Source organism: Exiguobacterium sp. s34, from assembly GCF_018617435.1.
Classification (GTDB): domain Bacteria; phylum Bacillota; class Bacilli; order Exiguobacteriales; family Exiguobacteriaceae; genus Exiguobacterium; species Exiguobacterium aestuarii.
Genome location: NZ_JACSKE010000001.1, coordinates 659,185 through 683,546 on the forward strand (window position 1 = coordinate 659,185; position 24,362 = coordinate 683,546).

The window sequence follows — 24,362 nt, forward strand, 5'->3', positions numbered from 1 at the left end:
ACTTTTTTTAGATTTTCTTCACAAATTCCGACTTCAATTTCATCGCACCAAGACCTTCGATTTTACAATCGATGTCATGATCGCCTTCCACAAGTCGAATCCCTTTCACTTTCGTCCCTTGTTTGACGACAAGCGAAGTGCCTTTTACTTTTAAGTCCTTAATCACGGTGACCGTGTCCCCGTCCTGTAGCGGATTTCCGTTCGCATCTTTGATTTGGGATGCTGCTTCTGCTTCTGCCATCTCGCTCGGTGACCATTCATAGGCACATTCCGGGCAGACAAGAAGCGGACCATCCTCATACACATAAGATGATTGGCATTTCGGGCAATTCGGGTACTCACTCATACGATTTCCTCCATTCGATTCACTCGTTTCAGTATATCGTATGGGGAGGCAGATTTTCTATCCTATTCATCCCTCTTTTGGTGACGCAGGACCTTCTAAATCGAGTTGATAAAACGATAAGTCCAACCATTTCCCGAACTTGTAGCCAGCATTTCGGATCGTACCTGAATGAACAAACCCGACTTTTTCATGGGCACGAATACTCGTCACGTTCGATGCGTCAATTCCACCAATCACGGTCTTCATCCCTCTCGCTTCTGCGATACGAATGATTTCCTTCAATAGTTTGTTGCCGATTCCTTTCCCGCGATATCCAGGATGTACATAGACGGAATGCTCGACCGTGTAATGATACGCCGGCCACGGACGGAACGGTCCGAACGTCGCGAACCCCATCACGACATCATCCTCGACCCATACGATAATCGGACAATCCTGGGCTTTCTTCTCTTCATACCAGGTCACTCGATTCTCGAGCGTCACCGGGTCGTAATGATAGACGGCCGTACTATTCACGATGGCGTCATTATAAATATGTAAAATCATTTGAAGATCATCTCGTCGACAGTTGCGAATCATACCAACACCTACTTCTCGTTTTTTTCATTATACGAATCCCCTCTTTAAAAGACACGAAAAAAGTGACCGGTCCAATCGACCAGTCACTCGTTTCATGCGGCCAAACGGTCACACATCGAAGCACATTCTGTACAGACACGCGCACATTCCTGACAATGCGCGTGTTTATGTTTCTCACATTCTTGCGCACAGGCTTTACAAATGACCGCGCAAGCGCGAGCGAGTTCTGGAACAAACGCAGAGTCACGTGTCATCGCTTCGGCGAGAAACGCACAGGCAGCGGCACACTCCCGGTCGAGTCGGATACAATCGACCATCATCTGTACGTCTTTTTCCTCTAAACAGGATTCCAAGCAATAATTACATGTCTCCACACACTCATGGAGTGTTTCGAGTTCATTCGCATAAATTCGATGAGCCATCTGTGATTCTCCTTTCTCTTCTCCTTCAGTTTTGGACACGTTACTCTTGTTCCCTAATCGATAAAAGAAAAACGACCCAGATCAAGAATCCGGGTCGTTCACGAACTTACGATACAAATAAGCGATTCGATTAAGTAATGTCTCATCATATTGTTTCGGCATAAAACGACAGCGATAAAGTCGATACATTCGCTTCAAGTCTTCCCACTGATGGTCAATGTGTTGTCCTTGTCGAAAGCGCGCCAAGTCAATCAAAAAAATCTGTCCGTTCGGGGTCAAAATAATGTTTCGTAAGTGGACGTCCGATGGGGTCAAGCCTAATAAACGTGCTTGGCGAAGCGCCTCATCTACTACCTCGATATAAGACGGGTCAATCCAAACGCCTTCCGTTAGACACTCAAAAAGCGTCTTCCCTTCGATGTAATCCATGACAAGATACGAGTCGCCCGCTTCGTAACAAGTCGGAAAATAAGGAAGGCCCTTTAACTTTTCATAGATGACTGCCTCTTCGATTGCGATTTGTTCATAACCTGGAAAGAACACTTTGATGACACGATCCTTTTCTTTTAAACGAAACACGGCCGCACTTCGTCCGATTCCGTGCAAATGAAGGTCTGGATGCATTGCCGTTACTTGAAACGAGTCGCCCACCCGTTCGAAGGTGACGTCCGCATATTGTGTATAATTACCCATCTGTCACGCCTCTTTCCTGTTTCTCTTCTTTATCATCATAGCGCATACAAGCTCATTTGACGCCAAAATTGCTCGAGAGGGTGACAAGTGACGTCCACTCTTTGAAGACGTATAATGAAGAGCGACTGACAACCAAGGAGGAGTTATTATGCAACGTATCGCTTTGGCAGAAGAATTATCATTCTCACGCGTCGTCCATGGAATGTGGCGCCTCGCTGATTGGGACATGACCCCGCAGGAACGTCTCACATTCATCGAACAATGTCTCGAGCTCGGGATCACGACGTTCGACCATGCCGATATTTATGGTGGTTATACATGTGAAGGATTATTTGGGGAAGCGTTAAAACTAAAACCTGAACTCCGTAACCAAATGGAGATTGTCACAAAAACGGGCATCAAACTGACAGGATCGTTCAATCCGGGTCAAACGCTCAACTATTATGACACGACGAAAGAACATATCATCGCGCAAGCGGAGCGTTCGTTGAAAGAACTCGCGATTGATCACATCGATACATTATTGATTCACCGTCCAGACCCGCTTATGAACCCAGATGATGTGGCTGAAGCGTTCATTACGTTACGTGATAGCGGTAAAGTACGCGAATTTGGCGTTTCCAACCACGTCCCATCTACACAGAACTTGCTACAATCACGTCTCCCATTCCAACTCGTCACGAATCAGCTTGAGCTCTCTCCAATGCAATTGAAGCATTTCGAAGACGGTGCGGTTGACCTTTGTCACGAAAAACGGATGCCACTTATGGCTTGGAGCCCATTAGCCGGAGGCCAACTCTTTAAAGATGACCAATATGCACCGCTCCGTGAAAAGCTTGAGGAGATTCGTGCACGTCACAACGCAAGTGGGATTGATTCGATCGTCTACGCATGGCTCATCAAACATCCTGCGAACATCATGCCGATCATCGGATCAGGAAAAATCGAGCGCGTTCAAACAGGTGTCGATGCACTTCAAATCGATCTCACACGTGAAGAATGGTTCGAAATTTTGAAGGCTGCACGTGGTCGAGATGTTGATTGAAGGGAACTTCATCAAATAAATTCCACTCGATTCTAATTTGATTATGTATAAGAAAATTTACTTGTTTTCAAAATCGCTTTATATCAATACTTTTTCGTCAAAAATCGACACGCCAAAAAAGTTAAAAAGTAAAAATAAAGCATAAATGGTTTCATTACCCGTCCAGTTCAAGTTGGACGGGTTTTTTAATTTTTTTTTAAAATAACACATTAATTTTCCTAAGACTAAAGTCACAAAAAAATGGTGCTAGAATGGTGAAAGTGATTCATCGAAGGAGAGTACCGATGTGAAAAAGTACCTGATTTTCAGTACCCTCGTCATCCTATTATTCTTATTCGGATGCGAGGAAGAACGCGCACTCCGACTCCAGCCCGCCCCAGAATTTTATCAAGGACGTGCCTTGTTACCGAACGGACAACAAATCGAAATGCCAGAATCCGACCGTGCGTTGATGATCGAACTGTGTCAACCTGACAATGCGATTTCGACAATTCCGAATGGCGAGAGACGCTGGCTCGGGACGGTCACACTGACACAACCATTGACAGATGTCGCTACGTCATCCACATTTCCGACGGCCACTTTATTTACAATCCATAACGAGTCATATGTACAATGTCAGCTAGACTCGATTACGTATGTCACAAAAACCACTAGCTTGCCCGAGAGTTTGAGCGACGTACAATATGCAGCAGACACGTATCCAGACACCGCCAAGATTCGCTTTGCCGAACCACATGAATATGAACACTTTGCGGAAGAGATGAAAAAGCCGATAGGCAATGAGCCCTATCCAGAACGAAAAGGCATCGAACATACCCTTTTCCATATCACCATGCCATTCAACGGACAGTTTGAATTGACCTTGAACTCGTCAGAAGGAGAAGAACGTCTAATGATTCCGATTGATGCATCGCGTCATCCTTATCTTTCAATCGGACTCGGGACAGAGAAATCAGACGATACGTCGCAATATGCGATTTACACAAGCCCGGATCAAAATGATTATCAAACGGTCCTTCGTCCGAAACAAGCGCACATGTCACAAATGTTTGGAGCGAAAGCAGCCTCACAATTGCCATCTGTCCTTGTACCCGGACAACGCTATCCGCTTTATAGTTTTACTTATATGAAAGATGGAACAGCGAATCGTCAGCTCGTTTCCCTCACCTACCATCAACCGGATTTGTTGCATGGAGAAGAATTGACGAAACAAATCCATGCAACATTGAGCAGTGAACGCCATGCCCTGTTTCATGAGTTAGCACTTCTCGGTACAGAGTCGAAAGACGCTTCGTTTTTACAGCACGTCGGAACAGAAGAAGTAGAATTTCTCTTCCATGCAATTGAACAGGCGAATGCGACATCTCGTGCAGGAACACCTGCACCTGTCCCTTATTTGACACTGTTTCAAGGTGTATGTGCCCAAACGTTTGACGTGAGTTATGACGGGAATGATGTTTACGTCACGAATTCGAAGACCGGGGCCCACTTTAAACTGTTACGTGAGGACGCCATCAAGTGGCATAACCTATTTGAAGGAAACAGTTGAATCGACAGATGCCGAGCGCATCTGTCTTTTTTGCATATCCATGAGGCAAATTAGACCATATCCGAAACTTTTTTTGGGAAGATAAGAAGGGAAAGGAGTGACATGCTATGACCGATTCATTTATAAGAGATGTCGACAAACATTGGCGCGTCAATTATCGCCAAAACGGATATCCGCACGTCCAACAAGGTTGGGTATTACCCCCTGAACAAAAAGAGGCATTCGATCCCTTTATTTTAATGGCAGAAGACTGGTTCAAACGAGGGACATTTTCGGATCATCCTCATCGTGGGTTCCAGACGATCACATATGTCATCGACGGTCGCCTCGAACACATTGACAACCATGGAGGGCATTCGATTTTAGACGCCGGGGATGTTCAATATATGAATGCCGGGTGGGCCGCCCGTCATGCGGAAGAGGCGGTCGACGATGACCTCATCCATACGCTTCAATTGTGGTTGAATTTACCGAAGTATCTAAAGACGACGAAGACTTCTTATCAAAATGTATATATCGAAGATGCACCGGTCGTAGCGATTGATGGTGGACAGCTTCGCGTCTACTCTGGTGAAATCGCCGGTGTGAAAGGGCCGATGGAAAGTCTCGTTCCAATCACGATGACAGAGATATTGTTGAAGGAAGGCGGCGAATACGAACATGTCCTACCTGCGAACCATAACAGCTTCTTGTATGTACTCGCTGGTTCGATTGAAGTTGGATCTTCCATTACGCCACTCAGCAAAACAGACGTCGCGACATTGACGTTCGACGAGACGTCTGATGCGATGAGTACCCTTCACCTCAAAGCGACAAGCCGCACACGCGTCCTCATCTATTCGGGAAAACCGATTCGAGAAGAGTATATTGCGCACGGTCCTTTCGTCATGAATACGGAAGAGGAGATTCGCCAAGCCTTCCGCGACTATCATAGCGGTGACTTCGGCCCCCCAGCCGTCAAATAAACAAAGGGAGCTTCTCTTTCGAGAGCTCCCTTTGTTTATTTTTCCGGTTGTAACACCGTCTGCTGTGTCGGAACATGACCGATTGGTACAGTACGCTCCACGAGAACGTAACGCTTTCCTTCCACTTCGAACTTGCGGTCCCCAAGGTAATGAGCGGCCTTTCCATCTTCATATAACTTCGTCAAAATGGCAGGCACATATTCTTCTAACTTGGTATAGTGCTCATCGAGGGTCATGACGATATTTCCCCCTTTATATCCGAGCCAATAACTATAAAAGAACCAACCTAATGAAAGTACCCCGAGAATTCCTAATCCGATTGTGAACCATTCCATTTGCTCATTCCCCCAATGTTTTGATGACAATCTGACGTTTCGGAGCGAATCCGAGATCTTCGTAAAAAGAGCCGGCTTCACTGTTGATCATCCAATAATCCAACTCGATCGACTTGAACTGGTGGTCAAGCGCCCATTGCTCCATCCACTCCATCACACGTCGCCCGTATCCTTTCCGCTGATACATCGTGTCGATACTGATGTGGTGCACGTACACCGTCCGAACGGCTTGACGGAAGGCAGTCGCTTCGCTCACCTTCTCCTCGAACCATATGTAGCCGATTGGGGTTGTTCCTATTTCCATCACTACGAAATGATGACCCGGTCTCCCCATCAGCGTCAAAAAGGCCTCATACATCTTCTCTTCCTCATACTCCGCAAAGTAATTTGCATTCATGCGTACGTGATGCTCATGAATGGAACGATTCAATCGAGCGATGAGTCGGGCATCTGTCGTCGAGATAAACACGCCGTCCATTATCCGTTAAATCCTGTGTGGTTCCGATCTTCGAGCACACCGTGTGGTTTTTCAGTCCCTTGCAAAGTATGCTCTTTCGAAGAGGAAGTCCCTTTCCCTTCTAGGCGACGTTGAAGCGGACGAGCCAAAAAGTAACCCATCAGAAGCGAAATCGGTAATACAAGAAAGAACGAACCAAATAGCGTCAACATATACCCTTTATCCGTATCTCCGGCAATCATCCGAAGAACAAAGAATAATCCGACAAAAACGAGTGCAGCCAAGGAGTATTCCACGCATTTTCCAAGAAACCGTTTCATATGAGATTCCCCCTTCAAGGTTTTGATGTATTCTACGACGGTTCCCCTAAAAAGGTTTCACATCTCCATGACTTTCTTTATACCACTTCGTCGCCAGTCGTTCCGTCTCGATGATCCAATCATGTTTTCCTTGAATGTACCCTTCCATATCTTCCGGGTGCTGCGCTGCGAGTTGCAGCTTCAATTCGCCATACGCGTCACGAACGTCAGGATAGGTGCGTAAGTAATCTCGGAAAGCGAGGTGCCTCACGATGTCTGGGTTTCCTTCTTCGAATACATGCACGTGAACCGTCCGCTCTTCCTCCCCTTTCCGGAAATAACGACGCTTCGGAATCCCGTATTCACCAAGCCCTCGATAACCGAGTGCTTCCATTCGTTCCGTGTACGCATCGACTCGCTCGATGTTTCGTACGACTGGCATCATGTCGATGATCGGTTTCGCCGCGAGTCCCTCGACAGACGTGCTCCCGATGTGATGAATCGCGATGAGCTCTCCTTCAAATAATCGACTCAATTTTCCGGCCTCGTCTTCAAATCGACGTTGCCATTCCGGGTTGTATGCAACCACTTCGACTTTCCTCATGATTCGTCCCTCCTTACTGAAATCCATACGCTTTATGTTTATCATACCCTTTTCCTCTTTCGACATGATGGATTCCACGTCAAAAGGTTTGTCCGTAAACAAAATGGGAAACCTTATATTAATGACTTGAGAACTGGAGAGTGAATCAATATGTTGACTGCAGAACAAATCGAAACGTTTAAGAAACGTCTATTGAAAGAGAAAGCCAAAACAGAAGGTTATATGGATAGCCGAGAAGAGACGTACGATGAAGGCGAACTCTCTCATTACGATAATCACCCGGCCGACTCAGGGGAGGAACTCTTTTTACGGGAACGTGACCAAGCGCTCAATGAGCTCGATGAAGAGTTCTTAAGCGATGTCGATAAGGCGTTACTCGCCATCCAGAACGGGACGTATGGCAAATGTGAAGTGTGCGGGAAAGACATTGAACTCGACCGACTTGAAATCATCCCGGAAGCCACGCTATGCATCGAACACGCTCGCGCACAGGAAGAAGAAGAGCACGAGCATGAACTCGATCGCCCGGTCGAAGAAGACGTCTTGAACCCGAATGAGACTTCCCGTCGTAAGGAACTAGACGGAACGGATGAACCCGGTCAAAAAACAGACGCCTTTTCACAAGTTGAAGATTACGGCAGTTCGGATACGATTGCCGATAGTGAAGGCAACCACGACCCGACACGCGAACATTGAACTACCCCCACTTACGCTCCGCTCAGAGGTGGAGGATTCCTGAGTTATCCTCTATAACGGGCGATTCATCTCCCATTTTCACGCAAGCCCTGTCCTTAACGTATAGAAGTGGGAACATTCTCGCCTAATTTTGATAAAAAAATGCCCTGACCTCGTTTGAGAGGCTCAGGGCATCTGTCTGCTTAAAACGTTGCTTTCACTGGAGAAGCACCATCGAGGCGTTCTGCCACTTTCATCGGATTGACGGCATTTCCGGCTGAACTGGCCGAGAAACGATAGTCCCCTTTATGAATTTCAAAGTGTAAGTGTGGACCCGACGAGTTACCCGTGTTTCCGATTTGACCAATCGTTTCACCTTGGCGTACCGTCTGTCCCTTTTTCACATCAACCTTGTGCATATGGGCATAGACCGTCGTCCATTTTTGACCATCCACGTTGTGCTCGATTTGAACATGGTTCCCATAAGGCCCGCTTGAGCTGACTTTTGTGACTTTTCCAGCTTCCGCGGCGTAAATCGGTGTGCCTGTTTTAGCAGCGATGTCCAGACCGTTGTGGAATGTGTATCCGAACTGTCCGCTAGCCGAACCGAACCCTTGTGAGAGGCGTCCTTCTGCAGGCATCAAGAATCGATCAGGAGCCATCGCTTCATATTGCTTCTTCAAATCACTTAACTGATTTGTTTGCTTCTTATATTGTTTCGACTGTTCGTCATATGACGTCTTCACGTCTTGACGGGTCGCTTCAATCTTTTGTTGCTCTTCTTTTAGTTGTTTCAACGTCTCATTCGCTTGTTCTTTCTTTTCAACGAGTGCCTGATGTGCTTCCTCGGCTTCAGCGGCCTCTGCTTTTGCACTCGGTAGAACAGAAGACACGACTTTCGCAAAGAGTGACTGCTCTGTCGGAACGAGTTCCGCTTCGACTGCTTCTAATTCTTTAGAAGTACCTTCAATCTTGTCACGCAATACTTCTGCGTTGCGATTGACTTCATCCAATTTTGACTGGATTTTTTGAATGGCTTGTTTCGTTTCTTTCACTTGTTTCGTGGTTTGTTGCACAGATTTCTCTGTTTGAACGAGATCTTGCGGGGTCATTTCGTTAGCGGATGCGGTTTGTCCTTGGAATAAGAGCACGCCGACACCTGCTGTCATGATCAGTTGTTTCCACATATATATATAAAACCCTCCAAATTGATACATTCATAAACTTCAAAAAAGCTACATGTGCGAATATACCACTGGGGGTTAAACATTTCAATATATGAAGTTTTTCATTTTCATGTCATTTATGACAGCATGATGTGATATTTTCAAGCGTCACTTCACAAGGATTTCACTTGCGTTTCTTCGTATAATATCCGATAAGGACGATTCCGATGACTGACAGGATGGTCAGCCCAAGTCCACCTGCCAGCATTAGATTCACCGTTCCGGGCGCAAGATTCGTCGTCAGCGCGATGATGGTCGCAGTATTCCCTAACATCAATCCGATGATACAAACGAGTAACAATCGCTTTATCACTTGTCTTTCACCATCTCAAATTGAGAAATGTCATCTTGTACAAATCCTAATCGGCGTGCTGCGTCAATCCATTCAGGACGGTCCGACGTCAATGTGAGGTGAAGCGGAGATCGACTCGCAGCCGCGCGCAATAACCATTCTGCATCTTCAGCGTGACCAAAAACATCGAGCAATACATGATCGCGGTATAACAAAAACCCTTCTTGTTGATCTTCTGTCACTTTCACAAGTTCCGCCTCCTGTTGGGTGACGCGTACGTCTCGTTGCCAAATCGGAACATGCTGAGCTGTCGGATATAGTTGGTCGAACAGCGTTTGAATCGGTTCAGAAGTCATGTGGGCATTCGTTTCAAGTGATGGCGCTTGAAAGTAATAAATTTCACGGGTCGTCTTGTATCCGAGTCGCTGATAGAGAGACAACGCCGCATTGTTCCCTTGAATCACTTCGAGCAAACGAGTACCTTTTGCGTCCTCATCAAATCGTTGCATCAATTCGGTCGCAACTCCTAATTTTCGGACGTGCGGCGCGACAGCAAGTCCACCACAACGCGTCACCCATTCTGAATCAAGGTATGCAATCCCACTCAATACAACGCCAACCGGCTCTTCCCCGTCATAGGCGACAATCGAACGGGACGGCTGATTTTGATCTCGCACGAGAAAGACGTCTTCAAACGTCTGCTCATCGAATTGGAATGGAATGATATAATCAGAAAATCCCGTCATAAACGCGCGATATAAATCGTGTAGCGGTGGATTTTGACGATATGTAAGTTGTGTAGCCATATAATTCCCCTTTTCTAAAAAAAATGAATAACACCCGAAGGAGACTTTTCATGAACATCACGCTCGAATATCGAAACGATGCGCATCGACCGATTCTCGATACGTTCACTTTGCCGACAGACCAAGAAAAATACACGACCCTTCCAAAAGACATGGACGACCCGCTCCCAAAAGGTGTTTATCCGATTGTCGTCGTCGAGTCGAAACCGGTCGGGATGTTTTTACTACATGACAATGAACGCGTCGCTTCCTACACGACCGAATCACATGCGCTGCTCTTCTCAGCTTTCGCCATCAATTACGAAGATCAAGGCAACGGCTATGCAAAAGCGGCACTCCAAGAACTTCCGAAGTTCGTGCGTCAACAATTCCCCCATATTCGGGAAGTCGTTTTGTCCGTCAACCTGAAAAACGACGCTGCTTTTACACTGTATGCGACAAACGGATGGGTCGATACCGGACGTCGAATCGGTGGACCGATTGGCGAGCAGCGGATTCTTTCCTTATCGATTTAAGGTATCGATTCGTGCCAAACTCTCAAACACGTGTTGCCAGTACGTCAGATGATGCGGCACTAAATCGGCTTGCGTAATTTGAACATGATGATTCGTCATGAGGGAGCTCCCTTCAATCGTACGCAATCGTCCTTCCGTGAGCGATCTCAGTTCACTTCGTTGAACAGCGACGACATCCATCACTTCTTGGTCATCAAAATGGAGCGGCTCGTCTTGATAAGCGTAGCTATACGTATGTGCATACTCGCGATCGAGGAATCCGTTCAGTTCAATCACGTCTTCAAAGATTCCAAGAGAGGTGAGCTGTTCGAACGTCAACGACAGTCCGAGTTCTTCTTCGATTTCACGAACGCCATCTACGACCGTCTCGTCTGTTGCGAGATGTCCCGCCGCGGTAATGTCATATTTCCCGGGAAAATCTTGTTTCTCCGTGCTTCTTCGCTGTAGATAGACAAATCGGTCTTTCCAGAACCAGCAGTGGAACGTCTCATGCCAATCCCCGTCTAAATGAACCCGCCGCCGCTCTTTCTCACCTATTTTTTGATGATTCGCGTCAAAAATCGTGAGGTATTCCTTCATGTCGATACTCCATCTTCTAAAAATCGAATCGTTCCATTCGTCGCATCCAACTCGACCTGAATCCCAATCGGGAAGACATGTGACGGGAACGTATGACCAATGTCGACATTCGTCAAAATCGGAATGTCCGTATCCCCGATGACTTCAAGTAACAAATTGTTGAACGAGAACGGGGCAGATTGATTTTGGAAGTGTTCGTGCTTTCCGATGACTAATCCCGAAATCTCATCAAACACACCAGCTAACTTCAACATGCTGAGCGAACGTTCTTCCTCAGCCATCGTTTTGAACGAGTCCTCTAAGAAAAGAATCGCCCCCTTCAAATCAGGATAATAGTCCGATTTGAAAAAGCCTGACATCGTGTTCAAATTCCCACCAATCAACGTCCCTTGTGCCTTACCATCCTTTAACGAGATCCATCCTTCATTCGGTTGGAACGTCTTGACGCGTTGTTGCGTCGACCAATCGAGCATCTCTTCGGTCCATTCTTCCGGCACGTCTAAATCGAAAGGGGCCGTCCGTTCGAGGCTGAGTATATCTCGCATATATTGCGCTCCTTTGTCGAACATGCCGTCATATTCACCGAATGATGGGACTATGGCAGGCCCGTAAAAGGTGACGACTCCCGTTTTTGCGTAGCACGCCATCAAAATCGCTGTGACATCACTATAGCCCATGATGATTTTAGGATGATTCTGCAATTGCTCGTAATCGATATACGGGAGCAACGAATTGGAATTCGTTCCACCAATCGTACTAATGATTGCTTTCACTTCCGAATCATGTAAAAATGCGTTCAGTTCGTCCGCGCGATTCCGAATGGACGATGAGCGATATCCTTCTGATTCATATGTACAGATGCCTTCTTTCACCTTGAACCCCATGCGCTTGAGTTGCTCGACTCCACGTTGATAGCGCTCCTTAAACTGAACGGGTGCCGGAAAAGAAGGCGTAATAATCCCAATCGTATCTCCGTGCCTTAATTGTGGCGGTGCAATCATCATCTCCACTCCATTTCCTGTAACATCCTTATGTCCGCATTATACCGTAGGAGTGGCGAATCAGGCTTTAGAATAAATCAGGGTCTTCCGATAATGTTCTTACTTTTCGAACTTTTGTCGGTCGTCCCGTCCATCCGAGCGCCATAAAGAAAAAGGCACCTAGGAGTAAGCCGAATAACACGGTCAATCCTACTTGAACCCCGATAAATCCATACTGTTCTCCTAGCTTTACTAGTAAGAGTGGCGCGAACAGACAAGTCATACTCAGTGAAAAAAGCCCGCCCCACACTCGCCGCTTCGCATTGCCAATTGTAAACCAACCAAATGTGACCCATACACAAGCAACCAATCCTAACGCCGCAACCATCATCCACATTCGCCCGCACCTCACCTTGTCGTTTTTCTTTCTATTCCCCATTTTTCTTGAGATTCCTACTATTTTTTCAAGGATTGAGAGAATTTCCGGGTAAAGGTAAATTAGACATAATGCGAAGCAGGACAATGAAGGAGTGGGTTGCACATGAGTTCACGGTTGACCTTTGCCCTAATCTTTCTCTGCCTTTTTTTAATCGTTGTTTATTGGATGGGTACGTGGAATGACAATGTCGTCGAAGGACAGATTGAACGAGTTGATATCCCTCAGCTATTGATTGAATCCACTGAATCATCAGAAGAAGTCACGTTGCGCGTCATCTTAATCAACGACCAAACCGAAGTTACGGGCGTCGTCAATAGCGTACAAGGATTGCAGAGCGGTCAGTTTGTCATCATCGAGGTCATCCCGACAGAGTCCAAATTAAACATCGCACGTACAATCGAAGTCACATCACCATGATTTTTTGAAATGAAGCGTAACTTTTCCAGAACTGTGGAATATGAGAAGGAGTCATACAAAGGAGTGATCAGATTGATTTCAAATAAACTACTATCTGGAAAAGTAGCGCTTGTGACCGGAGCGGCGTCCGGTATCGGACGTGCCGCTGTCATCCGATTCATTCAAGCGGGTGCGAAAGTCGCTATTCTTGACTTGAATGAAGAAGATGCGATGCGTCTTGCCAGTCTCGTCGGAGAGGAACGGGCCATCGGCATCAGCGCCGATGTTTCAGATGAAGTCGCGATGAAAGAAGCATATGAACGGACGATTGAGCGATTCGGACAAATCGATATCGTATTCGCCAACGCCGGACGCAACGGAACCATCACACCGATTGAACACTTGTCCATTGAAGACTGGAATGGTGTCGTGGAGACGAATCTGACGGGAACGTTTTTGACCGTCAAACATGCGATTCCTCATTTGAAAGAGAATGGCGGCAGTATCATCATCACCTCTTCCATTAACGGCAATCGCTACTTCAAAAATTTCGGTTTCAGTGGCTATGCGACAACGAAGGCAGGACAAACAGGCTTTGCGAAAATGGCAGCTGCGGAGCTCGCCCAATTCGGAATTCGCGTGAATTCGATTTGCCCAGGGGCCATCGATACGAATATCGACGATTCGACCAATCGAGATGATGCGCTGCTTGAAGAGGTCGTCATCCCCATCGAGTATCCGCTCGGAAATCAACCGCTTGCCGGAAAATCCGGTGCCGCGAAACAAGTCGCTGACGTCGTCTTATTCTTTGCGAGCAACATGTCAAGCCACGTCACCGGTTCTGAAGTGTATGTCGACGGTGCTGAATCCCTCTTGTAATCGAAAAGCAGACCACCTCATGCGAAGTGGTCTGCTTTTTATTTGAGAATCGGACTTTTCATGACCGCTTTTTGATAGAACGGTTGAAACCCGAGGCGTTCCATGTTTCGACCTGAAGCCGAATCGACCTTCGTCGTTACGGTGAGAACGTCACAGCCAAGCGCTTTCGCTTCGGCTATTCGCTCTAAGATGAGTTGGGTTTGGTAGCCTTTTTGCCGGTAAGACGGCACGGTACTCGTCAGAAACAGTTCCCCAATCCCGTCTTGCGTGGCGAGGATCCCACCCGCTACGACAGCGTCCGATTCTCGTACGAGATAAGCGTGATTACTCGGCAGCGCATAAAATCCTTTCGCCGTATCGACCGTCTCTTGAAGAATCGTTCCAGATTCGGCAAATCCAGCCGCAATCGCGTGCGCCCATTCATGGAGCGTCTCATCTTGTACCTTTTCCACTTGATTCGAAGCAGGCGGTCCGTCATATTGCGTCACATCTAACGTCCATACGTCTAAAAAGTGATCGAGCGTATAGTTACGTTCTTGCAGTAAGCGTAGTAAGGAATCGTCCGCTAACGGACAAACTTCGATATGTAGTCGGGACACATTTTTTCCACGCACCCACTTTTCCATCTGGTGCAGGTCGTAAAAACTTGTCGGTCGATTGAGTCCGAATCCGACTGCAAAGCTCATGTTTCCCATTTTGAACACATGCCCTTTACCTTCTACGTGCAGTTCCGCACCTTCATAGGGAGGGGTTTGTTTGCGGTGTCGAATATACGCAGACGTTCCCTCTGCTTTAATGCTTTCGATGCGTCGTGCTAATTCTAAACGTTTCACTTTGTTCCCTCCCTTGCTTTCCATGTTGAGTGTAGCATATCACGTTCGAATCAAGTGACCGTACTGGATCAACCGTTCTTTGACAGTAGGCACGAGTTCAACAGAATCGAGCACTGTGTCCCACTCCTCTAATCTCACATCGACCACTTCATCGATTTGTAAGGAAAGTTGATTTACATCAATCGGCTGCTCGCTCGTGTAGACATACACATCTAAGAAGTACGTCCCACGCTTGATTGTCGTCACGAAACGCAACTGTTCGGGGTCGACGGTTAGTCCTAATTCTTCTTGGAGTTCACGGACCGCACCTTGCCGACTCGTCTCTCCCGCTAAAATCGAGCCGCCCGTCCCTTCCCAAAGAAGAGGATACTTTTTATCGGGATGGCGCTTCGAGAGTAACAATTTCCCATCCGGATCAAATGTGAATACTTCGATGACTGTGTGAAACGTATTCGGATCCAGTTCATCTCCGCGAAAATGCGTTCGTCCGAGCGGTTGCCGATTTTCGTCTAGTAAATCCCACGTTTCTCGGCTCATGGACGAATCTCATCAATCGTGAACGAAGACGAACCTTGGATCTCTTCGATGAAATGTGATCCAAACAACATGGCCGGTGTGAAACTTCCCGCAAGCATCCGACCGGAGCCGAGCAATCGATTGACGACGGCGAGTGCACCGTAAACAGTGAAGGCATACGTACTCGCCGTTTGGATGCGAACGACAATCTTGCGCCCCTCCTCATTTGTCGCCTCTCCCCATACATACGTCGAGGTTTTTTCACGTTCGGCTTCATTCGGTCCCGATACGTTCTCATCAACATAACGCAGCAATCGTTGCTGCACAGCCTCTTTTCCAAGAATGGGACTGAACCAAGACAAAACGCGTGCCAAATAGGCGGCCGTTGTCGGCACTGGCACCCACGTCGTAATATTCGGGATGTCCGTCGTATAGTAGGCGGTCGAAACGTCTCCCCACGGAATCGCAATCGCGGTGCGGCTTCCCCGTCCAAAATCAATCGTTCTGCGTTTTGCCCCGATTGGGAACGGTGATAGCTTTCCGTTCACGCGCTCCACACTACTCGACCCAAGTCCACGAACAGCCGTCTTCATCGTTCCTGGTGAGATGCCACCTGCTGCCGAAAATCCGAGGGCGAGTGATGTCGCATCCGGCAAGAGTTCCTTTAATTTTCGTGCGACACAGTCGGTCGGGATGACGTCAAATCCAACGCCAGAACATAGAATGACACCACGCGCCTTCGCTTGAGCCGCCCGTTGTTTGGAATGGACATATTCGAACACATCGATTTCCCCGGTAATATCCAAGTAATGCGTACCCGTTTCCAGACATGCCTCAATCATCACTTGACTCGTATCCGTGAACGGACCCGCACAGTGAAGTACTAAGTCCACATCGCGAAGCGCTTTGATTGCCGCCTCACGACTTAATGCGAAAATCGATGTCTCGCAGTCGAGCTCGTCTCCGAGTCGATGAACCTCACGCCCAGTGCGACCCGCAAGAATCGGACGCAATCCGTCACTGACAGCCTGACGGGCAATCAGTTCCCCTGTATATCCGTTCGCCCCGTAAATCATCCATCTCATTTTTACCCCTCCTTATGTAAGTTTGTTCTTGTTCGTTTCCCTAAATCGAGTTGAATCGAACGAAAAAATCTTGAACGACCCCAATCAGATACACGCTCCCCATCACGACAAGCAAACACCCGATTGGGATGAAAAGACTTTTGATGGCAGCTCGTTTTGTCACGTCCATTCGATTTATCAATCGACGATCGATCAGGAAGAACAAGACGGCTGCGAGAAGACTCAGCCATGACAAGACGAGCCCAAATAAAATATGTAAAGCGAACGAAGTGAACAACTGTATGCGTTCTGAACTGAATCGCTTTGCGACCCAATCGCTAAACCATGATGTCACGACACCATATGTCAAAATGATAGGGAAACTATATGCCATGTAAATCGTACACAATAAAAGAAATCCCGATACGCTCTCTAAAAATGAAGTTTCCATAAGGGTTTGTTGCGAAAACTCAAAAATGCTTAATAGAAGCGCATAGATGGGTACGGTCCAGGAAGCCGCGATGATTTTTCGTGTCACCATCGAATCCCTCCTTTCTTTCCATTCTTCTCCACTTTAGCGCAATCAACTTGAAAACGCACAAAAACCAGCCTGAATTCAGGCTGGCTTCGCGATTTGTTAATTGTTTGCAACTTCTCCGGCTTTCGTACGGACTGACTGCATCGCTTCCGTCCACGGAAGAAGTTGGTCGAGCATATCGTTGACCGATTGTGCTTGAACGTCTTTCGGAGTGAAATGTGTGCCGTTCTCGAAGTCCGTGAATAGAGAGAGTGCAGGATGGACACGTACGTGAGCGATTGACAATTCACTCAAGATGCCACGTAAATGTTCCGTCGCCCGTGCTCCACCGACAGAACCGTATGAGACGATTCCAGCTGCTTTATTCGTCCACTCAAGACGTAAGTAATCGAGTGCGTTTTTAAGAGATGCTGCGATGGAATGGTTGTATTCTTGGACGATGAAGATGAATCCGTCCATTTGCGCAATTTTCTCCGACCAGGCCGCTGCGCCTGATGCGTCTTGTCCAGCCTCACCGAGGAGCGGTAAATTGTAGTCTGCGATATCGATGACTTCATAGTTGGCATCGCCACGTTTGTCGGCGAGCTCCTTCACCCATTCTCCGACTTGCGGGCTGACACGACCTTCACGAGTTGATCCGAGTACGATTCCGATGTTTAACATAGTAGTTCCTCCTTGGTTATGTTGTGATGCATCTGATTTTCCAAACAAACGATTCAAGAAACTCATTTCATGCCCTCATATTCTTTCTCAAATGTTTTCGTGCTTCTGACCGTATCGATTGGTCGTACCATCGCCTCGATTTGCGAACGTTTCGCTTCGAGGAACGGCGGGAGTGACAATTTCTCACCGACCGTCTCATACGGCTCATCTCCCATGAATCCAGGTCCGTCCGTCGCCCACTCAAACAAGATTTGCGGCGCGACACGTGCATAAGACGATTCAAAGAAGAAGCGGTCGACATAGCCAGAAGTCGGTAAACCGAACTGTTGGAGACGTGCTGTCCATTCATCGAGGACGCTACGGTCTTCGACACGGAATGCGACATGGTGCACGGTACCGAACCCTTGACGCGCTTGTGGAGATGTCTCGTCATGAATGACGATCACTTGCGCTCCGTTTCCACCTTCACCTCCTTCAAAGAGATAAACATCGCCCTCTCTCCCAATCTCTTTAAATAGCATCACTTGCTCCATCACTTGTTTGAAATACGTGATATCTGCAATCCGAATAAAGATTGGACCGAGTCCTGTGATGGCGTACTCAAGCGGGATTGGACCGTTCTTCCACGGCTCGCCCGACGCGATGCCTTCATTGAACTCATCCGAGATGAGTTGATACGCCTGTTCGTCGAAATCGATGAACGAGAGCGTCTTCTTCCCGAACTGTTCCTGAATCCCTTCGTGCTTGACACCGAGACGGTCGAAGCGACGGACCCAATACGTCAACGCTTCATCGGTCGGCACGCGGAACGACGTCTTCGCAATCTCATTCGTTCCGTGCTTTCCTTTCGGGATGCCCGGGAAATCGAAGAAGGTCATGTCTGTCCCGGCATTCCCTTTATCGTCTGCAAAAAATAAGTGGTACGTTTGAATGTCGTCCTGGTTGACCGTTTTCTTCACCAAGCGCATGCCCAGAACATGGGTGAAGAAGTCATAATTTTTTTCGGCGCTACTCGTAATCGCCGTGACGTGGTGGATTCCTTTAACATGATTCATTCGTTGTCTCTCCTTTTATATCTCGAATTCAAGATACATGGTTAAAATTTTTTGCGGCTTCTGCCCGCTTCCCAATTTGTTTCAGCTGTTCAATCGTCTCTGTCAGAGATAACCCTTCAAACAATGCGTTCATATGTTCCGTATGCTTCGGGAAAATATCTTGCATCAGGTGTTCTCCGTCATTCGTCAACGCGGCATATGTGATGCGGCGATCGCTCGGACAAGCCTTGCGAATGAGATACCCTTTTTCTTCTAACCGGTCCACGACGTACGTCATGCTCCCGCTCGAGAGAAGGATTTTCTTTCCGATGACTTGAATCGGTTGATCCCCTTTATGATATAAAAACTCGAGTACCGCGAACTCGGTCGCGTTTAATCCGTACGACGCCACTTCCTGTTTCACCAGGTCTTGAAGCGACTGAGAGGCACGCAACAGCACGGTAATCGTTTTTAATGCATCAGACGGTTCCATCTGTCTCCCTCCTTTGTCCAAGAGAGCATTAACTTAAATTCAAATATCTTTAATTCGAGATAAATATATCACGTGACGATTTTGCCGTCAATCGATTTGATTCAAAAAAACAAGGCAGGATTTCCCCGCCTTATTCGCTCCGACGAATCACTGCCATTTCACGACCGAATCGATGGCCTTCATCGACAAATCCTAGGCTTTCATATAGATGATGTGCCGCCTTGTTTTCGGGATGATAGCCAACAACGATCGACTTGCCTTCTCCAATTTCTTGAAGCATCAGTTCTGTCGCTTGTCGACCGATCCCTTTACCTTGATGAGCGTGGTCGATCATGATTCGGTAAATCCACCATGCATCCAACTCTTCCGGCTCCGTGTTGTACATGAGGAAGCCGACCATCGTCTCGTCCTCATAAATGGCGCGCGGGTGTAACGTCGGTTCGTACATCGCTTGGAGCAACGAAATCGCATTCGGCTCCATATAAGATTGTTGTTGTTCACTTAGCACCAAGTGACAGCATGTATACCAATTTTGTGCATCGATCGGTCGTAATGAAATCATGTCATTCTCCTTTAGTCATATGTTTCGTTCAAATTCCTGGCATAGAACGCGATGGCACGCCGATATCGCGCGATGCTCTCGTCCGGTTTCGGGCTCGCGAGCAGTTCAAGTAACGCGCCCGTCGCTTCTTCATGACGACCGACGTTATAGTGCGTCATCGCCTGAAACACTTTGAGCGCCCCATGATTCGGAAAATGTTCAATCGCTTCTGCAAATAACTGTTCCGCTTCCGCGTATCGCCCGAGTGCCCGATACGTACTGCCGAGTCCGAGATATGATTCCGCCAACTCTTCCCCGGTCAACCCGAGTCGGATGGCCCGTTCATAATGCGGTACCGCTTGACGTTCTTCACCGAGCGAGTCATAGCACCACGCACAGTACGCATGTAGCCTCGGATTCTTCTCATCGTTCCGTAAGAGCGACAGGAACAGTTGCTTCGCCTGCTCGAGTTGTCCCTCTTCACGGAGACGGACTGCTCGATCAAAGTCATGATTTTCTGGCACGTCAGTCACCTTCTTCGCGAAATCTTCATCTAACCAAGCTTGTAGTGTTTCGTAATACTTGCCGATATGCACTCCATCAACGAGTGCGTGATGGGCTTGAACGGATAACGGCATGATCAGACGCTCGCCTTGACGTTCAAACTTGCCCCAGGCGATGCGCGGTACGCTGTCATGTTGTTGCTGATGCGTCGGGTGCATAATACTCGTGAACGTGACCCACGGAACACTCGTGATATACAGTAAGTCGTCGGGCTCGTCATCCCCGACAACGACTTCATCGGCAGCTTGTTCCATCCGCGTCGTCACTTCCTGTAAGAACGTCGGTAAATCCTCATGGAACGTAGCCGCACAAAAGTTGAAGACATCCTCGTCTAACATGACCGTGAATGACGGGTGGACCACCTCGTGTTCGACGACCGCTTCCCCACGGATCCGATACCGCAATTCAGGAATCGTGTTCGCCGCTCGCACCGCACCGTATAAAAAGAGTTTGAAAAATGATTGATTGCTCGCCTTGGCATATGTATATAGGTTCGTGACATCCACGTTTGCCGTCACGTTAAAATGTGGCGCATCAAACGATTTGAAAAACTCAAAATGCTTACGACGTGCCCACGTCTCGATTTCAATTTGTTTCATAAAAACTCCCCCTTCTACGCTCTTACTGTAGCAGAGAGAGTGAATCCGCTCATAGCTTTTGTTTCAACTGTTCGTAATGTCCTTGTGCCAAATCAAAGTAGACGAAGTCTCCACGTTCGATTCGTTCGAGCGTCGCTTCGAACTCACGCCATCCACGTTCGACCTGTTCAGGCGTCAGCTCCCCACTCTCGGTCGCCTCCTCGAACTCATCCTCATCCTTTTTGACGATATCCCCGTTCGGGAATACAAGAATATCGAGCAATAAGTCGTCCATATAGGGAATACCCTCTTCTTCGCCGATTCGGTCGACGAGATCGATATACCATTGGACGATCTCACCTTCCGGATTGATCATCGCTGTCACACCGAACGGTTCATTGTCCGGGAAATATTGAAGCCACGCGAATCCGGCATCCGCCACAATGAACTCTTCCCCTTTATGCTTTTTATATAATGGTGCCCGAACCTCATCGATTTGGAATAAGGCGACCACGCCGGAAAATTGTTCCGTCTGAACACGTTCTTGCGCATAGCGGTTCTTTAAAATCCGTTCCCAGTCTCGTCGGTTCGCATACTTTCGTTTTGCCATATGGATCTCTCCCCTTTGGTCATCTCTGTATGGTACAGTTCGCCAAAAGAAGGAAAGTTCCTTGTTAGTCGTACAGGTTATGCTGATTGAACCAGACGAGATGACTTTGCTTCAGCCGTTTCCGTTCGACCATGCGGACGAACGCGTCTGTCGAGATGAAACGATTCCCGGGATGAAGATCGGCCAGCATCATGAGGATGAGGCGTGATCCTCGTTCCCCTTCCTGAAGGGAGATATGCTCCATCTTCCCTTCCCCATTGAAGCGATTGATGAACAGCTCAACTTTACACTCTTCTTTTAAGAGTCGGGTCGTCACATACGCGACTTGGCTGATGATCGACTCGAAGTCGTGATGCAACGTATAGCCGGTCGCTCCACTCAAATCGACTGCGAACGTGAACGTATCGAGCGATGTCTTTTGAAAGACTTTCGACTGAACACGTCCGAGCTTCGCCGTCGCGACCCAGTCAATCTCCTTGACCGGTTCTCCTTCATAAGGCTTCGACCCTAGAACCTGAAGTGGATTCCGTAGAGGCGATGCGGTCAAAGGACGGTCACCGAGTGCCAATCGCTTCGTGCCGACCGGAGGATGTAACGTGAGGGACGGCAACACCGTCCACCGTTTCTCGATGGGACACTCAAGAAGATACGTCCCGAGATGAAACGGGAGCGCCACAGCGAGTACGCACTCTTCGATGTAGGCCGGTCCCCGGAATTCAGCCTGCACACGAAGCATGTGACGGGCCTGATCCGTCCGTAACGTCAAATCCAAACTATTCGGGGACCGGTCATGGTCTGGAAAGCTGAGCGCTGTATTGGATTTCATCCGAATACGAACCGGAAGCCCGAGTCGTTCGACGGTTTCACTTCCGTCTAACATCACCTGTACTTCCGTCTCATCCCCGACGAAAAGAAGGGATTCATGGCTATGTATGTGAAGCCGAAGGGATTGTTCCAACTGTTTCCGTGTCCGTTCAAAGAACCAGACGATGCCCGCAAGTAAACAGAGCGCATACCCGACGATTTGAATATACGGGACGAATACGAGAATCACTCCGGCAAATCCGTAGACCGGGATCCACTGCTTCTGTAGGGCGTTATGTGTCGAGAACGTCATCGTCAACCCTCGACCGGCACAGAGACGGTGTCTAAGATAAAACGGATGATGTCCTGCTTCGTTGATTTGATTCCTCCTTCAAGCGTCAACGTCAGACGATGGGCCAAGACATAAGGTGCCACGGCTTTCACATCTTCCGGAATGACATACAATCGACCTTGGAGATAGGCGTAACTTTGAGCGGCCCGCATGAGTGCGATGGCTCCGCGTGGACTGACACCGACCTCGACGGATGGGTGTTCCCGTGTCGCATGAACAAGTCCGAGCAAATAATCGAGGACGTCATCTTGAATCGATACTTGCTTCACTTCATCTTGCGCTCGGCGTAACTCGTCTAATGTCGCGACTGCCTCCACGGTTTTCCGTGTTTGACGCATCACTTGTAAGAGGAGCTCCCGCTCTTCGGCGACATCAGGGTAACCGACCGGAATCGAAATCAAAAAGCGGTCGAGCTGGGCATCCGGTAACGGAAATGTTCCCGCCGATTCAATTGGGTTTTGCGTCGCGATGACGAAAAACGGTTTCGGCATCGGATGTGTCTCTCCCCCGATGGAGACTTGCCGCTCTTCCATCGTCTCGAGCAAGGCGGACTGCGTCCGTGGAACCGCTCGGTTGATTTCATCAATCAAGACGATGTTCGCAAAGATCGGTCCTTGTCGATGGTCGAACGTCTGCGTCTGCATGTTGAAATAATCTGCGCCAATCACGTCAGACGGTAACAAGTCGGCCGTGAACTGAATCCGAGAAAACGCCCCGTCGAAGCTAGCTGCAATCGTCTTGGCAAGTAACGTTTTTCCCGTACCGGGTACATCCTCTAACAAAATGTGTCCTTCCGCGAGTAACGCCGTACAACAGAGCCGTACGACATCCTCTTTTCCTAAATACACCTCGTTCAACTGTTTGATGACCTGCTCCATGCCCATATGACGACCTCCATTTTTTGTCTTAATCAAACTTTACCTTTTTATGGTAAGATAAACAACAGATAGTCTGAACATTCAAAAAAGGAGGTCTCCTCTTGCGCTGGACGAACAAGTTTTTTCTCATGATTGCCTCCACTCTCATTGTCACCTTCACGATGATGGTGATTGCGACGAGTGTATTCGAGTGGCTCTATAATCCGGAAACGATACCGGTCGAGGAAAATAACAGTCCTCCGACGGATTTCATATCAGATGAAGACAGTAAGCTTTTAATGGATGAATCTAAAGCAGATTACCCGTTTAAATTGGACCCCCAAAAAGGAAAAATAAAACCACTCGATAAATTGACAGGCTCTGGAGAATACATACGACGAAATCTCGGGTTATTCGTCGCTTTGCTTGCGCTTTGTTGCCTGTCCTTTTATATCTATCGGAAACGGAAGCAACGTTTGGCGCGCGCACGAGATCATGCTGATTCAAGCACAGACCCGCTTATCGAATCGCTACAACACGAGAACGCTTCGTCCGTCTCAACGCTCACAGCGTTCACGAACGTCCCAATTCGTGATGCGCTAATCATATTCAATCAATCTCTCGTTCCAACTAAGCGATTGCGTGCTCATGAGACATTGCAAGAGTGGTTCCAACGCATCGATTTACCGATGAACCCGTCCGTTTATCATGCGGTTCGCTACGGTGCCTCCTCAGGCGTGACGATTTCTGAAGAAGATACGCTCCACTTCAAGAGCACACTCGATCACTACGCGACACGTCCTCACCCCGAGTGAGAATGTGCACAGGTTC

At 47.9% G+C, this 24,362-nt stretch carries 34 protein-coding genes; 8 read left to right on the top strand and 26 right to left on the bottom strand.

Going from position 1 to position 24,362, the window contains the following annotated elements; all coding sequences use genetic code 11:
• Window positions 1–7 precede the first annotated feature (7 nt).
• The 4 genes from KNO87_RS03270 to KNO87_RS03285 form a co-directional block, all read right to left on the bottom strand.
• A complete protein-coding gene (locus KNO87_RS03270; RefSeq protein ID WP_214792479.1) occupies window positions 8–346 on the bottom strand; it encodes a zinc ribbon domain-containing protein YjdM in 339 nt (112 codons plus the stop codon).
• A gap of 66 nt (window positions 347–412) precedes the next feature.
• Window positions 413–925 carry a GNAT family N-acetyltransferase gene (locus tag KNO87_RS03275; RefSeq protein ID WP_214792476.1) on the bottom strand — a complete coding sequence of 171 codons (513 nt, stop codon included), beginning with the start codon at window positions 923–925 and terminating at the stop codon, window positions 413–415.
• Between the two features lie 92 nt (window positions 926–1,017).
• Window positions 1,018–1,347 carry a four-helix bundle copper-binding protein gene (locus KNO87_RS03280; RefSeq protein ID WP_214785912.1) on the bottom strand — a complete coding sequence of 110 codons (330 nt, stop codon included), beginning with the start codon at window positions 1,345–1,347 and terminating at the stop codon, window positions 1,018–1,020.
• A gap of 81 nt (window positions 1,348–1,428) precedes the next feature.
• The gene (locus tag KNO87_RS03285; protein WP_214792473.1) at window positions 1,429–2,040 is read right to left on the bottom strand and encodes a protein kinase family protein; all 612 of its coding nucleotides are present in this window, start codon (window positions 2,038–2,040) and stop codon (window positions 1,429–1,431) included.
• A 148-nt stretch (window positions 2,041–2,188) separates the two neighbouring features.
• On the opposite strand from KNO87_RS03285, the gene KNO87_RS03290 reads away from it, so the two are divergent.
• From KNO87_RS03290 to KNO87_RS03300, 3 genes are all read left to right on the top strand, one after another.
• Window positions 2,189–3,085 carry an aldo/keto reductase gene (locus KNO87_RS03290; RefSeq protein ID WP_214792469.1) on the top strand — a complete coding sequence of 299 codons (897 nt, stop codon included), beginning with the start codon at window positions 2,189–2,191 and terminating at the stop codon, window positions 3,083–3,085.
• A 286-nt stretch (window positions 3,086–3,371) separates the two neighbouring features.
• Window positions 3,372–4,637, top strand: a complete 1,266-nt coding sequence (locus KNO87_RS03295) for a hypothetical protein (RefSeq protein WP_214792466.1) — start codon at window positions 3,372–3,374, stop codon at window positions 4,635–4,637.
• A gap of 107 nt (window positions 4,638–4,744) precedes the next feature.
• Complete coding sequence (locus KNO87_RS03300) at window positions 4,745–5,602, top strand: pirin family protein (RefSeq protein ID WP_214792463.1); 858 nt, start codon at window positions 4,745–4,747, stop codon at window positions 5,600–5,602.
• A gap of 35 nt (window positions 5,603–5,637) precedes the next feature.
• Here the strand turns inward: KNO87_RS03300 and KNO87_RS03305 are convergent, their stop codons facing one another.
• From KNO87_RS03305 to KNO87_RS03320, 4 genes are read right to left on the bottom strand one after another with little or no spacing between them, the layout of a single operon-like run.
• Window positions 5,638–5,937, bottom strand: a complete 300-nt coding sequence (locus tag KNO87_RS03305) for a hypothetical protein (protein WP_214792459.1) — start codon at window positions 5,935–5,937, stop codon at window positions 5,638–5,640.
• A gap of 4 nt (window positions 5,938–5,941) precedes the next feature.
• Window positions 5,942–6,415 (bottom strand): GNAT family N-acetyltransferase, encoded by a 474-nt coding sequence (locus KNO87_RS03310; RefSeq protein ID WP_214792455.1) that lies wholly within the window; start codon window positions 6,413–6,415, stop codon window positions 5,942–5,944.
• Complete coding sequence (locus KNO87_RS03315; RefSeq protein ID WP_214792451.1) at window positions 6,415–6,714, bottom strand: hypothetical protein; 300 nt, start codon at window positions 6,712–6,714, stop codon at window positions 6,415–6,417. The genes KNO87_RS03310 and KNO87_RS03315 overlap by 1 nt, the downstream gene beginning before the upstream one ends.
• Before the next feature lie 46 nt (window positions 6,715–6,760).
• A complete protein-coding gene (locus KNO87_RS03320) occupies window positions 6,761–7,297 on the bottom strand; it encodes a GrpB family protein (protein WP_214785899.1) in 537 nt (178 codons plus the stop codon).
• Between the two features lie 150 nt (window positions 7,298–7,447).
• Here KNO87_RS03320 and KNO87_RS03325 point away from each other — a divergent pair, with 150 nt between their 5' ends.
• Window positions 7,448–7,993 (top strand): TraR/DksA C4-type zinc finger protein, encoded by a 546-nt coding sequence (locus KNO87_RS03325; protein WP_214792447.1) that lies wholly within the window; start codon window positions 7,448–7,450, stop codon window positions 7,991–7,993.
• 182 nt (window positions 7,994–8,175) lie between these two features.
• Here the strand turns inward: KNO87_RS03325 and KNO87_RS03330 are convergent, their stop codons facing one another.
• The 3 genes from KNO87_RS03330 to KNO87_RS03340 all read right to left on the bottom strand — a co-directional run bounded on the left by KNO87_RS03330 (window position 8,176) and on the right by KNO87_RS03340 (window position 10,296).
• On the bottom strand, window positions 8,176–9,159 hold the full coding sequence (locus tag KNO87_RS03330) for a M23 family metallopeptidase (protein ID WP_214792444.1): 984 nt from the start codon (window positions 9,157–9,159) through the stop codon (window positions 8,176–8,178).
• Between the two features lie 163 nt (window positions 9,160–9,322).
• A complete protein-coding gene (locus KNO87_RS03335; RefSeq protein WP_214792441.1) occupies window positions 9,323–9,511 on the bottom strand; it encodes a hypothetical protein in 189 nt (62 codons plus the stop codon).
• Entirely contained in the window at window positions 9,508–10,296 is a 789-nt protein-coding gene (locus tag KNO87_RS03340) for a GNAT family N-acetyltransferase (RefSeq protein WP_214792438.1), read from the bottom strand. The genes KNO87_RS03335 and KNO87_RS03340 overlap by 4 nt, the downstream gene beginning before the upstream one ends.
• A gap of 50 nt (window positions 10,297–10,346) precedes the next feature.
• On the opposite strand from KNO87_RS03340, the gene KNO87_RS03345 reads away from it, so the two are divergent.
• Window positions 10,347–10,811: a GNAT family N-acetyltransferase gene (locus KNO87_RS03345; protein WP_214785888.1), complete on the top strand. Its 465-nt coding sequence runs from the start codon at window positions 10,347–10,349 to the stop codon at window positions 10,809–10,811.
• On the opposite strand, the gene KNO87_RS03350 is transcribed toward KNO87_RS03345, so the two are convergent.
• The 3 genes from KNO87_RS03350 to KNO87_RS03360 form a co-directional block, all read right to left on the bottom strand.
• Window positions 10,800–11,390: an NUDIX hydrolase gene (locus KNO87_RS03350; RefSeq protein ID WP_214792435.1), complete on the bottom strand. Its 591-nt coding sequence runs from the start codon at window positions 11,388–11,390 to the stop codon at window positions 10,800–10,802. The genes KNO87_RS03345 and KNO87_RS03350 overlap by 12 nt on opposite strands.
• Window positions 11,387–12,391 (bottom strand): S66 family peptidase, encoded by a 1,005-nt coding sequence (locus KNO87_RS03355; RefSeq protein ID WP_214792432.1) that lies wholly within the window; start codon window positions 12,389–12,391, stop codon window positions 11,387–11,389. Before KNO87_RS03355 ends, KNO87_RS03350 begins: the two co-directional genes overlap by 4 nt.
• 67 nt (window positions 12,392–12,458) lie before the next feature.
• The gene (locus tag KNO87_RS03360) at window positions 12,459–12,767 is read right to left on the bottom strand and encodes a hypothetical protein (protein WP_214785882.1); all 309 of its coding nucleotides are present in this window, start codon (window positions 12,765–12,767) and stop codon (window positions 12,459–12,461) included.
• Between the two features lie 144 nt (window positions 12,768–12,911).
• Here KNO87_RS03360 and KNO87_RS03365 point away from each other — a divergent pair, with 144 nt between their 5' ends.
• Both KNO87_RS03365 and KNO87_RS03370 read left to right on the top strand, forming a co-directional pair.
• Window positions 12,912–13,226: a hypothetical protein gene (locus KNO87_RS03365; RefSeq protein WP_214792429.1), complete on the top strand. Its 315-nt coding sequence runs from the start codon at window positions 12,912–12,914 to the stop codon at window positions 13,224–13,226.
• Between the two features lie 72 nt (window positions 13,227–13,298).
• A complete protein-coding gene (locus tag KNO87_RS03370) occupies window positions 13,299–14,084 on the top strand; it encodes an SDR family oxidoreductase (RefSeq protein ID WP_214792426.1) in 786 nt (261 codons plus the stop codon).
• Window positions 14,085–14,122: 38 nt separating this feature from the next.
• On the opposite strand, the gene KNO87_RS03375 is transcribed toward KNO87_RS03370, so the two are convergent.
• The 12 genes from KNO87_RS03375 to KNO87_RS03430 all read right to left on the bottom strand — a co-directional run bounded on the left by KNO87_RS03375 (window position 14,123) and on the right by KNO87_RS03430 (window position 23,558).
• Window positions 14,123–14,917 carry a GNAT family N-acetyltransferase gene (locus tag KNO87_RS03375; protein WP_214792424.1) on the bottom strand — a complete coding sequence of 265 codons (795 nt, stop codon included), beginning with the start codon at window positions 14,915–14,917 and terminating at the stop codon, window positions 14,123–14,125.
• Between the two features lie 39 nt (window positions 14,918–14,956).
• The gene (locus tag KNO87_RS03380) at window positions 14,957–15,454 is read right to left on the bottom strand and encodes an NUDIX hydrolase (protein WP_214792422.1); all 498 of its coding nucleotides are present in this window, start codon (window positions 15,452–15,454) and stop codon (window positions 14,957–14,959) included.
• Window positions 15,451–16,518 carry a saccharopine dehydrogenase family protein gene (locus KNO87_RS03385; protein WP_214792419.1) on the bottom strand — a complete coding sequence of 356 codons (1,068 nt, stop codon included), beginning with the start codon at window positions 16,516–16,518 and terminating at the stop codon, window positions 15,451–15,453. Before KNO87_RS03385 ends, KNO87_RS03380 begins: the two co-directional genes overlap by 4 nt.
• Window positions 16,519–16,558: 40 nt before the next feature.
• Window positions 16,559–17,038 (bottom strand): hypothetical protein, encoded by a 480-nt coding sequence (locus KNO87_RS03390; RefSeq protein WP_214792416.1) that lies wholly within the window; start codon window positions 17,036–17,038, stop codon window positions 16,559–16,561.
• A 96-nt stretch (window positions 17,039–17,134) separates the two neighbouring features.
• Complete coding sequence (locus tag KNO87_RS03395) at window positions 17,135–17,764, bottom strand: NADPH-dependent FMN reductase (protein ID WP_483298041.1); 630 nt, start codon at window positions 17,762–17,764, stop codon at window positions 17,135–17,137.
• On the bottom strand, window positions 17,761–18,753 hold the full coding sequence (locus KNO87_RS03400) for a ring-cleaving dioxygenase (protein WP_214792410.1): 993 nt from the start codon (window positions 18,751–18,753) through the stop codon (window positions 17,761–17,763). The genes KNO87_RS03395 and KNO87_RS03400 overlap by 4 nt, the downstream gene beginning before the upstream one ends.
• 28 nt (window positions 18,754–18,781) lie before the next feature.
• A complete protein-coding gene (locus tag KNO87_RS03405) occupies window positions 18,782–19,225 on the bottom strand; it encodes a MarR family winged helix-turn-helix transcriptional regulator (RefSeq protein WP_214792407.1) in 444 nt (147 codons plus the stop codon).
• Between the two features lie 130 nt (window positions 19,226–19,355).
• On the bottom strand, window positions 19,356–19,787 hold the full coding sequence (locus tag KNO87_RS03410) for a GNAT family N-acetyltransferase (protein ID WP_214792404.1): 432 nt from the start codon (window positions 19,785–19,787) through the stop codon (window positions 19,356–19,358).
• An 11-nt stretch (window positions 19,788–19,798) separates the two neighbouring features.
• Window positions 19,799–20,929 carry a tetratricopeptide repeat protein gene (locus KNO87_RS03415; RefSeq protein ID WP_214792402.1) on the bottom strand — a complete coding sequence of 377 codons (1,131 nt, stop codon included), beginning with the start codon at window positions 20,927–20,929 and terminating at the stop codon, window positions 19,799–19,801.
• Window positions 20,930–20,978: 49 nt separating this feature from the next.
• Window positions 20,979–21,518 carry a ribonuclease FAU-1 family protein gene (locus KNO87_RS03420; RefSeq protein WP_214792399.1) on the bottom strand — a complete coding sequence of 180 codons (540 nt, stop codon included), beginning with the start codon at window positions 21,516–21,518 and terminating at the stop codon, window positions 20,979–20,981.
• A gap of 64 nt (window positions 21,519–21,582) precedes the next feature.
• Window positions 21,583–22,635, bottom strand: coding sequence for a DUF58 domain-containing protein (locus KNO87_RS03425; protein WP_214792395.1), 1,053 nt, complete (start codon window positions 22,633–22,635; stop codon window positions 21,583–21,585).
• Window positions 22,636–22,637: 2 nt separating this feature from the next.
• Window positions 22,638–23,558 carry an AAA family ATPase gene (locus KNO87_RS03430; protein ID WP_214792392.1) on the bottom strand — a complete coding sequence of 307 codons (921 nt, stop codon included), beginning with the start codon at window positions 23,556–23,558 and terminating at the stop codon, window positions 22,638–22,640.
• A 95-nt stretch (window positions 23,559–23,653) separates the two neighbouring features.
• On the opposite strand from KNO87_RS03430, the gene KNO87_RS03435 reads away from it, so the two are divergent.
• Complete coding sequence (locus tag KNO87_RS03435) at window positions 23,654–24,346, top strand: hypothetical protein (protein ID WP_214792389.1); 693 nt, start codon at window positions 23,654–23,656, stop codon at window positions 24,344–24,346.
• Window positions 24,347–24,362 lie beyond the last annotated feature (16 nt).

What these genes read in the sequence shown, in the direction of transcription:
- KNO87_RS03355 (WP_214792432.1), bottom strand. Translation starts at nt 12,391, where the DNA reads ATGATTGCACCGCCACAATTAAGGCACGGAGATACGATTGGGATTATT.
- KNO87_RS03430 (WP_214792392.1), bottom strand. Translation starts at nt 23,558, where the DNA reads ATGGGCATGGAGCAGGTCATCAAACAGTTGAACGAGGTGTATTTAGGA.
- KNO87_RS03350 (WP_214792435.1), bottom strand. Translation starts at nt 11,390, where the DNA reads ATGAAGGAATACCTCACGATTTTTGACGCGAATCATCAAAAAATAGGT.
- KNO87_RS03425 (WP_214792395.1), bottom strand. Translation starts at nt 22,635, where the DNA reads ATGACGTTCTCGACACATAACGCCCTACAGAAGCAGTGGATCCCGGTC.
- KNO87_RS03300 (WP_214792463.1), top strand. Translation starts at nt 4,745, where the DNA reads ATGACCGATTCATTTATAAGAGATGTCGACAAACATTGGCGCGTCAAT.
- KNO87_RS03345 (WP_214785888.1), top strand. Translation starts at nt 10,347, where the DNA reads ATGAACATCACGCTCGAATATCGAAACGATGCGCATCGACCGATTCTC.
- KNO87_RS03340 (WP_214792438.1), bottom strand. Translation starts at nt 10,296, where the DNA reads ATGGCTACACAACTTACATATCGTCAAAATCCACCGCTACACGATTTA.
- KNO87_RS03395 (WP_483298041.1), bottom strand. Translation starts at nt 17,764, where the DNA reads ATGAGTTTCTTGAATCGTTTGTTTGGAAAATCAGATGCATCACAACAT.
- KNO87_RS03365 (WP_214792429.1), top strand. Translation starts at nt 12,912, where the DNA reads ATGAGTTCACGGTTGACCTTTGCCCTAATCTTTCTCTGCCTTTTTTTA.
- KNO87_RS03405 (WP_214792407.1), bottom strand. Translation starts at nt 19,225, where the DNA reads ATGGAACCGTCTGATGCATTAAAAACGATTACCGTGCTGTTGCGTGCC.
- KNO87_RS03415 (WP_214792402.1), bottom strand. Translation starts at nt 20,929, where the DNA reads ATGAAACAAATTGAAATCGAGACGTGGGCACGTCGTAAGCATTTTGAG.
- KNO87_RS03310 (WP_214792455.1), bottom strand. Translation starts at nt 6,415, where the DNA reads ATGGACGGCGTGTTTATCTCGACGACAGATGCCCGACTCATCGCTCGA.
- KNO87_RS03285 (WP_214792473.1), bottom strand. Translation starts at nt 2,040, where the DNA reads ATGGGTAATTATACACAATATGCGGACGTCACCTTCGAACGGGTGGGC.
- KNO87_RS03280 (WP_214785912.1), bottom strand. Translation starts at nt 1,347, where the DNA reads ATGGCTCATCGAATTTATGCGAATGAACTCGAAACACTCCATGAGTGT.
- KNO87_RS03390 (WP_214792416.1), bottom strand. Translation starts at nt 17,038, where the DNA reads ATGGTGACACGAAAAATCATCGCGGCTTCCTGGACCGTACCCATCTAT.
- KNO87_RS03400 (WP_214792410.1), bottom strand. Translation starts at nt 18,753, where the DNA reads ATGAATCATGTTAAAGGAATCCACCACGTCACGGCGATTACGAGTAGC.
- KNO87_RS03275 (WP_214792476.1), bottom strand. Translation starts at nt 925, where the DNA reads ATGATTCGCAACTGTCGACGAGATGATCTTCAAATGATTTTACATATT.
- KNO87_RS03325 (WP_214792447.1), top strand. Translation starts at nt 7,448, where the DNA reads ATGTTGACTGCAGAACAAATCGAAACGTTTAAGAAACGTCTATTGAAA.
- KNO87_RS03380 (WP_214792422.1), bottom strand. Translation starts at nt 15,454, where the DNA reads ATGAGCCGAGAAACGTGGGATTTACTAGACGAAAATCGGCAACCGCTC.
- KNO87_RS03420 (WP_214792399.1), bottom strand. Translation starts at nt 21,518, where the DNA reads ATGGCAAAACGAAAGTATGCGAACCGACGAGACTGGGAACGGATTTTA.
- KNO87_RS03385 (WP_214792419.1), bottom strand. Translation starts at nt 16,518, where the DNA reads ATGAGATGGATGATTTACGGGGCGAACGGATATACAGGGGAACTGATT.
- KNO87_RS03330 (WP_214792444.1), bottom strand. Translation starts at nt 9,159, where the DNA reads ATGTGGAAACAACTGATCATGACAGCAGGTGTCGGCGTGCTCTTATTC.
- KNO87_RS03305 (WP_214792459.1), bottom strand. Translation starts at nt 5,937, where the DNA reads ATGGAATGGTTCACAATCGGATTAGGAATTCTCGGGGTACTTTCATTA.
- KNO87_RS03270 (WP_214792479.1), bottom strand. Translation starts at nt 346, where the DNA reads ATGAGTGAGTACCCGAATTGCCCGAAATGCCAATCATCTTATGTGTAT.
- KNO87_RS03315 (WP_214792451.1), bottom strand. Translation starts at nt 6,714, where the DNA reads ATGAAACGGTTTCTTGGAAAATGCGTGGAATACTCCTTGGCTGCACTC.
- KNO87_RS03410 (WP_214792404.1), bottom strand. Translation starts at nt 19,787, where the DNA reads ATGATTTCATTACGACCGATCGATGCACAAAATTGGTATACATGCTGT.
- KNO87_RS03320 (WP_214785899.1), bottom strand. Translation starts at nt 7,297, where the DNA reads ATGAGGAAAGTCGAAGTGGTTGCATACAACCCGGAATGGCAACGTCGA.
- KNO87_RS03360 (WP_214785882.1), bottom strand. Translation starts at nt 12,767, where the DNA reads ATGTGGATGATGGTTGCGGCGTTAGGATTGGTTGCTTGTGTATGGGTC.
- KNO87_RS03290 (WP_214792469.1), top strand. Translation starts at nt 2,189, where the DNA reads ATGCAACGTATCGCTTTGGCAGAAGAATTATCATTCTCACGCGTCGTC.